The following is an 11,995-nucleotide window of genomic DNA, read 5'->3' as shown; positions in this document are numbered from 1 at the left end:
GCTCGTCTCCCCTGCTCCCCCTCCCCCCCTACTCCCCTGCTCCCAACTCAAGCCCTAAACTCGTTGGGGATAATTCAGTTCTTTAAACCTGAGTTCAAAGCAAGTTCCTTGAGTTCGATCCAGCTTAATTTTTCCTTCAATTTGTTCTGTTAATGTACAGACTAACTCCATCCCTAATGATTCAACCTGACGAAAATCAAGAGATGGAGGGAAGCCAATGCCATTATCTTGTACTTTAATTTGAATCCATTGTTCTGCATCCTGTTTAAGCTCTAAATAAACTTGTCCTTTGCGGCCATCTGGAAAAGCGTGTTTTAACGCATTACTCAGGAGTTCGTTAACAATTAGGGCGCAGGGTTGGGCGGTTTCAATATTGAGAAAAACAGGCTCAATGGAAAGAGAAAATCCGATCTGTTGTTCACTCACTTGATAGGTTTCAATCAGGTTTTCTAATAAAGCGGTGAGATATTCTCCAAAATCAATTAAATCTAGCCCTGTGGAGTGATAGAGCTTTTCATGAATTAATGCCATCGAATAAATCCGATTTTGGCTATCTTCGAGGGTTTTAACCAGTTCAGGACTTTGGAGATATTCCGCTTGAAATTCCAGCAGATGGGAAACGACAAGCAAGTTATTTTTAACCCGGTGGTGAATTTCTTTGAGTAGGATTTCCTTCTCTTGGAGGGATTTTCTTAGTTTAAATTCCGTGACTTTGCGATCGCTAATATCCAACCAATAGCCGATGATCTCAATGGGGTTGCCTGTTTCATCGTAGATCACTTTAATCTGATCATAGATCCAACGGTAAGAGCCATCCTGATGGAGAAAACGGTATTCTAAATGATAGTGTTCTTGTGCCAAAAGGTTCAATAATCCAGATTGCTCAATTAACGCTTGATCGTCAGGATGAAGATGCTGTAACCAAAAACCGGGTTGCATCATTTCGGCAAGACTATAACCTATCAGCTTTTCGGCATTCTGACTGATAAACGTCGCTCGCCCTTCTTGGATATTACAAGTATAAAGAACACCGGGGCTAGAGATGAGCAGGTATTCTAAACGCTGTTGACTGATAGATAAAGCTTGCTGAGTTTGTTGGCGTTGGTAGAGTTCTTGCTGTAAGGTGTCCTGAAGTTCGGATTGGTAAGTTGCGATCGCCAACTGACCCGCAATCCGTTGCAAAAGGCGAATTTCCAAGCGTTTCCAGTCTCTAGTTTCTCTGCCTTGTTGCACAATTAACAATCCCCAGAGACTCTCCCGTTGCAGAATAGGCACAACCAACGTCCCACGACTTTGAGACTGTTCAATAAACTGGTGCAAGCACAAAGGCATCTCCTCCTGTTGTGTATCCCCCGGACTGTGAATAATCCCTTGTTGATAGCAATAGGAACAACTAGAGGGGAAATTGTCCGAAGGGAAATGAACTCCCGTCAAAGGCGGAAGATTCTCCCCCACCGCTTCAGCAATTTTTGTCCCTAGTGCCGGAGCTAAGGGAATATACTGGGGTTGGATTTGATAGACCAACACCCGATCCACCCCCAACAACCTTTGAATTTCCTGTACCGTCTTCTGGAGCAAGCGGGGTAAATCAAACGCCTCCTGAAGAGATTGGCTCATTTTACCGAAGAATTGCTCCCCTTCCACCTCTGCCGCTTGTTCCCGACCCATAGGCTCAAGAGTTTGATACAATCGCAAATTCCCCTGACGGATCACCCCCACAAATCGATCCTGTTCATCCACTACCGGAAAATAGGGAGAATCATCCAGCGCAGGAGCAACGAGACAATCCCCACAGACTCGCACCGGAGGAGGCAGGGATTCCATCACCTCACCCACTGTCAAATTCAGCCACTCTTCCCCCTTTAACACACCATAGAGCAAAGTTTCGAGGCTAAAAAGCCCCAAGGGTCGATCTTGCTCCCCAACGAGGGCGAGAGGGGCATTTTCTGGGCACTGGGCGGCCTGCATTCGGGCCAAAATTTCCTTAAGGGGAGTCTCAGGAGTCACCCGTAGAGGATTGGCCTCTAACCAAATTCGCCAATCATTCACCATTTACCGATATATTATCGCTGTTGACATCCACCCCACCCTAAACGGACAGGGATTCCATCGATTTCAACCCGTCAAAAATTGACAATTGTTGAAATGCTCGATGGGATAATACTCTTTTTTACCTAAAATGTCGGCTTGTTCGTGAAACGTTGCGCAGCAAAGGCTCTCGGTTTTACCGATGAGATGAAAAGCCGACCAATATAAGACAGCGAAGCACAACTAATATTCAGGGGAATCCTGATTCTCGACATATTTCTACGGTATTTATTCACCAAGACTATGTAGACAGTGAGATTAAATGTAGCCCGGCGAGTCTTAAAATAATTAATTTCCATACCCTTGACAGTTAGTGCAGTGAAATGCTATAACTCTAACATAACACATTGATTTGTTCTTGTGGTTGTGTTTTGGATAGGGATGAAAACGCCGCTAAAAACCTACTTCAAAAAGCGAATACTGTCGGGCGGACAGAAATTCAAGCCCTTGGACAGACTACCCACTGTCTATTAGGTGAAAGCCTCCTAGATAAGGTAACTGGATGAACAGGGAATCCCTCGCTTTTAGCGATGGGAGCGTCAATCTATTACAGCCCGCTAGTGGTCTGTCGCTGAAGTTTGGTAAGCTAGGCTTTAACCCTTTGCACCCCCAAGTCATGGAAGCTTTTGATCCCACCCCACCCCCTTGGACAGAACAAGCTAAACACGCCTTTTCTTTTTGTTGTCCCCGTTGTGGGGCTTCCTCTTACCAGGCCCAACGAGTTTGGATTAATCGCCGCGCCCCTGTAATCAGTGAAGACTATCGCCGTAAATGGCAGGAGTTCTATGAGTGCGACTGTGGACAGGTGTGGTGGGCTTGGAGTAGCGATCGCCCCCCCTCGGATCTGATCAATTCGGATCAATAAAATCGCTCGTAAAAATCCGGACAAAGTTACCCAAAGGTAGACAATGTTAGCACAAGCCCCACCCTTCTAGAGCGGCTTTCTCTTCGCCGATAGCCTGCCTCTGTGCTATAGTGATCTCGGATAAGGAGGGTAAAGTCAATGGACTCCCAACGAACTGAGAATCCCCTTGACTTTGGACTGGGGAGTGTCAAGGAACGCCAAAAAGTCGCCGTCTCAGGTTAACCTCGTCAATAGCGCGCTGATCTGTAGCGGCCTACACTATCGCTCATCCTAGTGCCTTAACCCTAGTGCCTTAACCCTAGTGCCTTAACCCTAGGGCGTTGCTCATCTTCTGTGAACCCCACAGAAAAATCTCAAAAACAGTACAAATATATTGTTGCAAAAAATAGCCGTGGTTTCTTCAAGCGTTCCACAATCTAGTTCTTCGACCCAAGCTCCCACCCGTTGTACTGGAGCTTTTGCCCTCATTGATAGTCTTGTGCGTCATGGGGTGAAACATATTTTTGGTTATCCCGGCGGAGCCATTCTGCCGATTTATGATGAAATTTATCGAGCCGAAGCCAGAGGCGATGTCCAACATATCCTAGTGCGACATGAACAGGGTGCCTCCCATGCGGCCGATGGTTATGCTCGCGCTACGGGGAAAGTGGGGGTTTGTTTTGCCACTTCTGGACCGGGGGCGACGAACTTAGTCACCGGGATTGCGACGGCTCATCTAGATTCTATTCCCATGGTGGTGATTACCGGACAGGTGGGACGGGCGGCCATTGGAACGGATGCCTTCCAAGAAACAGATATCTGGGGCATTACCCTACCCATTGTCAAGAATTCCTATGTGGTGAGACAGGCCGAAGATATGGCGCGCATTATCGCCGAAGCCTTCCATATTGCCAGTACAGGCCGCCCCGGTCCGGTGTTGGTGGATATCCCCAAAGATGTGGGACTCGAAGAGTGTAATTATGTGCCTGTGAATCCCGGTGAGGTCAAGTTAGCAGGCTATCGTCCCACGATTAAGGGCAATCCCCGCCAAATTAACGCGGCGATTCAGTTAATGCAGGAAGCCAGACGGCCATTGCTCTACATTGGGGGCGGGGCGGTTACGTCAGGGGCTCATCAAGAGTTGAAGCAGTTGGCGGAACATTTCCAAATCCCGGTCACAACCACTTTAATGGGCTTGGGGTCTTTTGACGAAAATCATTCCCTGTCCGTGGGAATGTTGGGAATGCACGGCACGGCCTACGCCAACTTTGCAGTAACGGAATGTGATTTGTTGATTGCGGTCGGGGCGCGCTTTGATGACCGGGTAACGGGGAAATTAGAGGCGTTTGCTTGTAAAGCCCAAATTATCCACATTGATATTGACCCGGCGGAAGTGGGCAAAAATAAAGCCCCCAATGTGCCGATTGTGGGCGATGTGAAGGTGGTGTTAAACCAAATCTTAGGTCGCGTTCACGAGTTGAATATTCCTCCGAGTGATGACCGTACCCATGCTTGGTTAGAGCAGATTAAGGAGTGGCGGAGAGATTATCCTTTAGTGGTGCCTCATCATGGGTCGAGTTTATCTCCTCAAGAGGTGATTGTGGAAATTGGCCGTCAAGCCCCCTATGCCTATTACACGACGGATGTCGGTCAGCACCAAATGTGGGCGGCGCAGTTTATTAACTATGGCCCCCGTCGCTGGATTTCTAGTGCAGGTTTGGGAACAATGGGTTATGGTCTACCTGCGGCTATGGGGGTGAAAGTGGCTTTACCCGAGGAGCAGGTGATTTGTATTAGCGGTGATGCCAGTTTCCAAATGAATTTACAGGAACTTGCGACCCTAGCACAGTATGGGATTAATGTCAAGACTGTGGTCGTCAATAATGGCTGGCAGGGGATGGTGAGGCAGTGGCAACAGACTTTCTATGGGGAGCGCTATGTGGCCTCGAATATGCAGGCTGGGATGCCGGATTTAGTCAAGTTAGCGGATGCTTTCGGGGTTAAGGGAATGTTAGTTCAGAAGCGGTCGGATTTGAAAGAGGCGATCGCAGAAATGTTAGCTCATAACGGTCCGGTGTTGGTGGATGCCCATGTCAAGCAGGATGAAAACTGTTATCCCATGATTGCCCCCGGCAAGAGTAACGCTCAAATGTTGGGTTTACCCGAAAAGAGCAAAATTGACCAAGCGGTGGGCATTATCCACTGTAGCCAATGTGGGGCGAAAAATTCAACGGCTCACAAATTCTGCTCCGAGTGTGGAACAAAACTCTAAGCGGGATATTGGGTAATCAGAAGCAGCGCTCAAAGTCTTTGTACTTTGGGCGTTTTTCTTTGGGCGTTTTTCTGGCAACTACAAATACCTGGGCAAACTCAACCTAAACCCGGGCAATATTTCCTCACCGGATAACTCTGCGGGTAAATCCTGCACTTCTACCTCTTTCCCCAACCGATAAATTTCTACTTGTTGCTGTTGGGGGTTAATGAGCCATGCTAATTGTACCCCCGCGTCCATAGAGTCTTGCATTTTATTATGGAGCATTTTTAAATCATCAGTTGCTGACCTTAATTCAATTACAAAATCCGGTGCAATGGGGGGGAATTTCTGCCGTTGTTCGGGGGTTAATGCGGCGTAACGTTCCTGGCGAATCCATGCCACATCGGGGGAACGGTTGGCACCATTGGGTAATATAAATACAGTGGAGGAACTAAAGATATAGCCTAGGTTAGTTTGTCGATTCCAGATTCCCAAATCAATGATTAAATCGGCTTCTCGATTGCCGCTATCCCCTCCAACAGGTGGCATAATAATTAATTCTCCTTGAGCCGTGCGTTCAAAGTTTAAGTTGCGATTATTTTGACACAACTGATAAAACTGTTCATGACTTAGATTAACTTGGTCTAAATTTAAGGTTAAAGGGGTCATGGTTTTTGGCATAGTTACACTATTTCTCCACTGATAATAGTTGCCGTAGTAGTAGGGTGCGTTAGGCACTTGCTTAAATATTAAATGAAATCCAACCCATCTGATAAGTGCCGTAACGCACAAATTCCCTCTGTAGGCTGCGTTACGCGCTTGCTAGAAGGTGAAATCACAAGAATCAAGGAAATAGCACCGTAACACACCAATTCCCAGTAACGCACCGATTCCCGTAGGGTGTGTTAGGCGCTAGGTTGAAGGGGAAATCATAAGAATCAGTAGGGTTGTGGTGCATTACGGCGCTGATAAACTTGGTTGAGTTTGATTCCAGTTTTAAAAAGCGCCTAACGCACCCTACAATCTGGATTAAATACATTAAGCTAGGAAAATTATAGCATCATTCATTAGTGACGATCGCCTATTGCCTTTTGATTATGACTCAAACCATTACCAGACCCATATCCTTTGATGAATTTGTAACCTGGTATCCAGAAAATGCCAGACGCAGGTATGAACTACACAGCGGGAATATTATAGAAATGCCGTTAGGAACAGGATCTCACTCTAGTATTATAGGATTTATCTGCTTAAAATTGGCAGTTCAAATTGACCGTTGCGAATTACCTTACTCTATCCCCGGTGACTGTTTGCTGAAACCCTTAGATGACAATGAATCAGGTTATCAACCAGATATAATCGTGTTGAATAAAGGCGAGTTAAGTAACGAACCTCGTTGGCAAAAAGAGTCTATTATTACCTTGGGGAGTTCGGTGCGGTTAGTGGTGGAAGTGGTTAGCACTAACTGGCAGAATGATTATCTGAGACAAGCTGGAGATTATGAATTAATGGCAATCCCAGAATATTGGGTTGTGGATTATTTAGGGTTAGGAGGACGGCGTTTTATTGGTGAACCCAAATCTCCCACCCTTTCAATTTATATAATGGTTAATGGGGAGTATGAAGTTAAGCAATTCCGAGGGAATGATAAGGTTGAGTCTGTGGCTTTTCCTGAATTAGACTTAACGGCTAAACAGATTTTTGAGGCTTAACTTTCCCGTAGAGTGTGTTAGGCACTGGGTTGAAGGGGAAATCACAAGAATCAGTAAGGTTGTGGTGCGTTACGGCGCTGATAAACTTGGTTGAGTTTGATTCCAGTTTTAAAAAGCGCCTAACGCACCCTACAATCTACGAATCGGAAGGGTAGCAAGGCTCTCGGTAGGGCTTGAGAGGCACACCTAGACTGGGTTTCTCGAATTTTTCCCTCCCCCCTTGACATTTTTCGAGTAAACGGTAACAATAGATACAGAAACAAAAACAATCGTTCATCCCCAAAAGACTCTAAGTTGAGAGTCCCCCTCTTGGGAGACGGAAGTAGGGAGCCATCCCGAAGGAACGCGCCTCATTTAACGAACACGATACGCTCGCTATGGAGGCGAAGACCATGCAAACGAGAACTGCGCAATCGAAAACTACGCAACTCACTTATCGCGGTGTTACTTACGATTATCAACCCAGCCCAGTGGACACAGTAGAAATGGGTGTAACGGGTAAGTATCGCGGTTTGGAATGGCGATTCCGCAATCTGCAAAAACCCCCGGTTCAAAAACCAACGTTAGATTTAATCTATCGGGGTGTTCATTATCGCACAGGTGCTGAGAGCAATAACTCAGGGAACGGCAATACACCTGTTCAAGAAACCGTTAATTCTCATCCTTCTGTTCGTCAGAAAGCTTGTGCCTTATTCTGGCAAAATCAACGGGATAATTTACACCGTCAACGGGTGATGTTCAATCGTGCCGCCCAAGAGATTGGTTTAACTGCACAGTTGGTTTAGTGTGTTGAGTTCAGGAACAGCATTTGTAGTGACCTATTGCTTTTGCTAGTCCTGAATACCTGTCTGAAAAAACCCGGTTTCTCTGCTTGTTCTGACAGGGGGAAACCGGGTTTCTTATACCAACCAATTTAACTTGAGTTGTGTGCAGTAGAGGGAGGTTTGGGGAAGGGGGAACAGGGAACAGGGAACAGGGGAAATTCAGGCTTTTGCCCTCAAGTCTATTTCATTGGGTATAATCACCCCGTAGGTTAGGCACAGGAAAAGCGTAACCCAACAAAACAATAAAATTAGGTGATCACCGTAGGTTTATCCCGTCCGGTAAACTCCTGAATTTTTGCCACTTCATTGGCCAATTGAATTAAATCTCCTAACGCTTCTTGGGTGTCGCGCTGATGTTGGCTTACATCGGGTTCATAACTTTCTAAATACACCCGCAAGGTTGCCCCTTTGGTGCCAGTTCCCGATAAACGGAAAACCATACGGGAACCATCGGTAAAACCAAGGCGAATCCCTTGTTTTTGGCTCACACTGCCATCTACAGGATCCGTATAACTGAAATTATCGGCATATTTAACTTGATAGTGGCCCAAGGTTTGACCGACTAAACTGGGGAGTTTGGCCTCTAATTCCGTCATCAGTTGTTGGGCGGGTTCACTGGCTACTTCTTCGTAGTCGTGACGGGAGTAGAAGTTCCGGCCGTAGGTTGCCCAGTGTTCTGTGACAATTTCTTCAACAGATTTCCCTGTAACGGCGAGGATATTTAACCAGAATAAAACCGCCCAGAGGCCGTCTTTTTCCCGGATATGATTGGAGCCGGTGCCGAAACTTTCCTCTCCGCAGAGGGTGGCTTTATTGGCATCTAAGAGGTTGCCGAAGAATTTCCATCCGGTGGGGGTTTCGTAACAATCAATGCCTAATTTAGCAGCTACGCGGTCTACCGCTTCGCTGGTGGGCATGGAACGCGCTACTCCGGTGAGTCCGTTTTGATATCCGGGGACAAGGTGGGCGTTGGCGGTGAGAATGGCTAGACTGTCGCTGGGAGTAACGAAGAAGCGACGACCGAGGATCATGTTGCGATCGCCATCTCCATCAGAAGCCGCCCCAAAATCCGGCGCATCCTCCCCAAACAGCACCTTAACCAACTCTTCCGCATAGACTAAATTCGGGTCTGGGTGTCCCCCCCCAAAATCCTCTAACGGGACTCCATTTTGCACCGTCCCCTCTGCTGCCCCCAAACGTTGTTCAAAAATCGCCCGGGCATAAGGGCCTGTCACCGCATGGAGAGAATCAATACACATCCCGAAATTCCCCCCCGTCACCAGTTGGCGGATTTTCTCAAAATCAAACAGGCTTTCCATTAACTCCAAATAAGGCACAACAGAGTCAATCACCTCGACCTCCATTGTCCCCAACTTGAACGACCCCACCCGGTCTAAATTAATATCCGCCGCTTCTAAAATTTTATATTCCGTGATTTCCTGCGTCCGGGCAAAAATCGCCTCCGTCACCTTCTCCGGAGCCGGCCCCCCATTACTAATATTGTATTTCACGCCAAAATCCCCCTGGGGTCCTCCGGGATTATGACTGGCCGAGAGAATGATTCCCCCAAAAGTTTGATACTTACGGATGATACAAGACACGGCCGGAGTGGATAAAATTCCCCCTAGCCCCACTAAAACCTTGCCAATCCCATTGGCGGCAGCCATTTTGAGGATAACTTGAATCGCCTCTCGGTTGTAATAGCGACCATCCCCCCCGACCACTAGGGTTTGTCCAGTGATACCCTCTAAGCTGTCAAAGATGGATTGAATAAAATTTTCTAAATAGTGCAGTTTTTGAAACGCCGGGACAGACTTTCTCAGTCCAGAAGTCCCCGGTTTTTGATCCTTAAACGGTGTAGTTGAGACAGTGCGAAGATTCATGACCTTAAGCTGGGAGTTTTCACGCTTATCTTACAATGCCATTGGCCCCTCAATCGGGAGTCGGGGAATAGGGAACAGGGAACGGGGAACAGGGAACAGGGAATTGGGTGTCGGTGTAGGGGCGCAATGCTTGCGCCCTAGGGAGTCGGGAGTCGGGAGTCGGGAATCGGGAATAGGTAATAGGTAATAGGGAATAATTATCAACTCCCCCTCTCCCCTGCTCCCCTGCTCCCCTGCCCCCCTGCTCCCTGTTCCCTGTTCCCGGTTCCCTAAAATAAAAGAGTTTTGGCTATTCACTAGCCACTATTCCCCTGCTCCCCCGTCCCGTTCCCTCCCCTAATAAACAACCGTCTTAGGCACCAACACCCTCATCTCCCCTTCCCCCTGACCTAAACCTACACCGAGAAAGCCTTGTTCACTGTACACTCGCAGCACAGCCCCTCCCACCTCCTCCGACAACAACACCCTTTGACCCTGACACCAACGTTGGGCTTCCTCCTCCCCTAACACCACCTTGGGTAAATGTCCTAAAGGCATATCCACCCCCAAAGGACTAAAACTGCCCCCCTCTACCTGTGCCGCCAACTCCTCCAACGTCACCCCTTCCCCTAACCTCATGCCACAACTTAACGTCCGCGTCAAATGCGCTAGCGTCCCCCCTACCCCTAATTTTTCCCCCAAATCCCGGGCAATCGACCGGATATAAGTCCCGCCCCCACAATCAATGTCTACCTCCAACTCCGGCCACTCCCCAGTCTGCCAACTCACTAGCGCCACCCGGTCAATCTTTACCAATCGCCTTGGTACTTCTACCACTTCCCCCGCCCTTGCCCTGGCATACAGGGGTTTTCCTCCCTGCTTAATGGCACTATACACAGGCGGCATCTGTTCAATTTCTCCCACAAACTCCCCTAACAACACCTCCACGGCCTCCCGTGTTACCCCCTCGGCTGAAGTCGTCCCTAAAACCTCTCCCTCTAAATCATCCGTACTGGTACGAACCCCTAAACGAATGCGCGCCCGGTAGGACTTGCCCTCGGGCAAATACTGCAACAAGCGCGTTGCCCGACCCAAGGCAATGGGCAAAACCCCCGTTGCTGCCGGGTCTAAGGTTCCGCCATGTCCTACGCGCTTCAGTTTCAGCAGTCGTCGCACCCTTGCCACACAGTCATGAGATGTCAAACCAGCCGATTTGTTAAGATTTAAGAAGCCAAACACAGGCAATTAATTATTAATTATTAATTATCAGGACTCGGTAGACCCTACTCAGTCAGCCCTACTCCGTGAGCCATTTTCACATAGCCCAGGGCAATATCTTCCTTGGGTCAGAGTGCAGACCGAATTTTGCCCTTGATAATAACAGGCGGGGATCAGCAATGATAAAATTGTAAACATAATTTAAACTCCCCTGATTTTCTCGCCCGGAGTCTAGGCGAGATAAATTCATTGGGATTATAACAAAATTTGTGTTAAAAGGTCAGATTTTTTTATTATTTTTAGTTAGTTTGCTTAAGTAAAAAGACTCATGCTATTATTTGAATAGTTATAACCTTGATAACAATTGGACAGACGCAAAGTTAGTCTGGAAGGGAACGTGGACAACCACAATGCAAAAATCTTGGTCGTAGATGATGAGCCTGCGGTGCGGCGAATTTTAGAAACTCGTCTCTCGATGGTGGGCTATGAAGTCGTCACCGCATCGGACGGAGAGGAAGCCTTGAAATTATTTGATCAAGAGTCTCCCGATCTGGTCATTTTAGATGTTATGATTCCCAAAGGAGATGGCTATTATATCTGTCAAGAAATACGAAAATTCTCTGAAATTCCTATCATTATGCTCACGGCTTTATCCGATGTTGCAGACCGGATTACAGGGTTGCAAATTGGAGCAGATGATTATTTAGTAAAACCTTTTTCTCCGAAAGAACTAGAAGCCCGGATTAGTACCATTTTACGACGGGTGAAAAAGACAGAATACCGTTCTAATCCTGATGGCGGGGTCTTGCGGATTGGTAAACTGACGGTAGACACCAACAAGCGCAAGGTATTTTCTGGCAATAGTATTGTCCGCTTGACTGAAATTGAGTTTAATGTGCTGCAACTGTTGATTCGTCAGGCGGGGGAGCCGATTTCTAGAGCGGAGATTCTAGAGGCGATTTGGGGTTATACTCCTCGTCAAACGGGGGATTTACGCTTAGTCGATGTTCATATTTCCCGGTTACGGGGCAAGATTGAAAACGACCCCAAACAACCGGAATATATCATCACGGAACGGGGGATGGGTTATTCTTTCCAGCGCTTACTGGACTATCCTCAAGGGGGTGCTTCCTCTCAGGTGATGAGTGCGGGAATTGCCATGGATTAGGATAGGATTCAAGAAGGTCTGAAGA

10 protein-coding genes, 2 pseudogenes and 1 riboswitch are annotated in these 11,995 nt (G+C 47.4%); of the genes and pseudogenes, 7 read left to right on the top strand and 5 right to left on the bottom strand.

Going from position 1 to position 11,995, the window contains the following annotated elements; genetic code table 11:
* Positions 1-54: 54 nt before the first annotated feature.
* Together SPI9445_RS27215 and SPI9445_RS31845 are read right to left on the bottom strand one after the other, a co-directional pair.
* Positions 55-2,052, bottom strand: a complete 1,998-nt coding sequence (locus SPI9445_RS27215; RefSeq protein ID WP_017303028.1) for a histidine kinase dimerization/phosphoacceptor domain -containing protein — start codon at positions 2,050-2,052, stop codon at positions 55-57.
* A gap of 248 nt (positions 2,053-2,300) precedes the next feature.
* Positions 2,301-2,387: pseudogene (locus SPI9445_RS31845) on the bottom strand (IS200/IS605 family transposase); the annotation flags it as partial.
* 45 nt (positions 2,388-2,432) lie between these two features.
* On the opposite strand from SPI9445_RS31845, the pseudogene SPI9445_RS31840 reads away from it, so the two are divergent.
* From SPI9445_RS31840 to ilvB, 3 genes and pseudogenes are all read left to right on the top strand, one after another.
* Positions 2,433-2,594: pseudogene (locus SPI9445_RS31840) on the top strand (RNA-guided endonuclease InsQ/TnpB family protein); the annotation flags it as partial.
* A 110-nt stretch (positions 2,595-2,704) separates the two neighbouring features.
* Positions 2,705-2,953 (top strand): hypothetical protein, encoded by a 249-nt coding sequence (locus SPI9445_RS0101915; protein WP_026079461.1) that lies wholly within the window; start codon positions 2,705-2,707, stop codon positions 2,951-2,953.
* 391 nt (positions 2,954-3,344) lie between these two features.
* Positions 3,345-5,204, top strand: coding sequence for a biosynthetic-type acetolactate synthase large subunit (gene ilvB / locus SPI9445_RS0101910; RefSeq protein ID WP_017303026.1), 1,860 nt, complete (start codon positions 3,345-3,347; stop codon positions 5,202-5,204).
* 78 nt (positions 5,205-5,282) lie between these two features.
* Here ilvB and SPI9445_RS0101905 read toward each other — a convergent pair whose 3' ends face one another.
* On the bottom strand, positions 5,283-5,855 hold the full coding sequence (locus tag SPI9445_RS0101905) for a Uma2 family endonuclease (protein ID WP_026079460.1): 573 nt from the start codon (positions 5,853-5,855) through the stop codon (positions 5,283-5,285).
* A 428-nt stretch (positions 5,856-6,283) separates the two neighbouring features.
* On the opposite strand from SPI9445_RS0101905, the gene SPI9445_RS0101900 reads away from it, so the two are divergent.
* Positions 6,284-6,898 (top strand): Uma2 family endonuclease, encoded by a 615-nt coding sequence (locus tag SPI9445_RS0101900; protein ID WP_026079459.1) that lies wholly within the window; start codon positions 6,284-6,286, stop codon positions 6,896-6,898.
* 268 nt (positions 6,899-7,166) lie between these two features.
* Positions 7,167-7,248, top strand: a riboswitch (Glutamine riboswitch).
* Positions 7,249-7,290: 42 nt separating this feature from the next.
* The gene (locus SPI9445_RS23965) at positions 7,291-7,683 is read left to right on the top strand and encodes a DUF4278 domain-containing protein (RefSeq protein WP_017303023.1); all 393 of its coding nucleotides are present in this window, start codon (positions 7,291-7,293) and stop codon (positions 7,681-7,683) included.
* A 287-nt stretch (positions 7,684-7,970) separates the two neighbouring features.
* On the opposite strand, the gene SPI9445_RS0101890 is transcribed toward SPI9445_RS23965, so the two are convergent.
* Positions 7,971-9,605 (bottom strand): alpha-D-glucose phosphate-specific phosphoglucomutase, encoded by a 1,635-nt coding sequence (locus SPI9445_RS0101890; RefSeq protein WP_017303022.1) that lies wholly within the window; start codon positions 9,603-9,605, stop codon positions 7,971-7,973.
* On the opposite strand from SPI9445_RS0101890, the gene SPI9445_RS29725 reads away from it, so the two are divergent.
* Positions 9,604-9,792, top strand: a complete 189-nt coding sequence (locus SPI9445_RS29725) for a hypothetical protein (protein ID WP_071525252.1) — start codon at positions 9,604-9,606, stop codon at positions 9,790-9,792. The genes SPI9445_RS0101890 and SPI9445_RS29725 overlap by 2 nt on opposite strands.
* 149 nt (positions 9,793-9,941) lie before the next feature.
* On the opposite strand, the gene truB is transcribed toward SPI9445_RS29725, so the two are convergent.
* Positions 9,942-10,823 carry a tRNA pseudouridine(55) synthase TruB gene (gene truB / locus SPI9445_RS0101880; protein WP_026079458.1) on the bottom strand — a complete coding sequence of 294 codons (882 nt, stop codon included), beginning with the start codon at positions 10,821-10,823 and terminating at the stop codon, positions 9,942-9,944.
* Positions 10,824-11,199: 376 nt separating this feature from the next.
* Between truB and rpaB the strand changes: the two genes are divergently transcribed.
* On the top strand, positions 11,200-11,970 hold the full coding sequence (gene rpaB, locus SPI9445_RS0101875) for a response regulator transcription factor RpaB (protein ID WP_017303019.1): 771 nt from the start codon (positions 11,200-11,202) through the stop codon (positions 11,968-11,970).
* Positions 11,971-11,995 lie beyond the last annotated feature (25 nt).

This window comes from Spirulina subsalsa PCC 9445 (assembly GCF_000314005.1).
In the GTDB taxonomy this organism is placed as follows: Bacteria; Cyanobacteriota; Cyanobacteriia; order Cyanobacteriales; family Spirulinaceae; genus Spirulina_A; species Spirulina_A subsalsa.
The sequence above is the reverse complement of the archived record's forward strand: the minus strand, read 5'-3'. Positions and strand labels throughout refer to the sequence as shown.

Coding starts and splice junctions, on each gene's coding strand:
- SPI9445_RS27215 (WP_017303028.1), bottom strand. CDS start 2,052: ATGGTGAATGATTGGCGAATTTGGTTAGAGGCCAATCCTCTACGGGTG.
- SPI9445_RS0101915 (WP_026079461.1), top strand. CDS start 2,705: ATGGAAGCTTTTGATCCCACCCCACCCCCTTGGACAGAACAAGCTAAA.
- SPI9445_RS0101905 (WP_026079460.1), bottom strand. CDS start 5,855: ATGACCCCTTTAACCTTAAATTTAGACCAAGTTAATCTAAGTCATGAA.
- SPI9445_RS0101900 (WP_026079459.1), top strand. CDS start 6,284: ATGACTCAAACCATTACCAGACCCATATCCTTTGATGAATTTGTAACC.
- SPI9445_RS23965 (WP_017303023.1), top strand. CDS start 7,291: ATGCAAACGAGAACTGCGCAATCGAAAACTACGCAACTCACTTATCGC.
- SPI9445_RS29725 (WP_071525252.1), top strand. CDS start 9,604: ATGACCTTAAGCTGGGAGTTTTCACGCTTATCTTACAATGCCATTGGC.
- SPI9445_RS0101890 (WP_017303022.1), bottom strand. CDS start 9,605: ATGAATCTTCGCACTGTCTCAACTACACCGTTTAAGGATCAAAAACCG.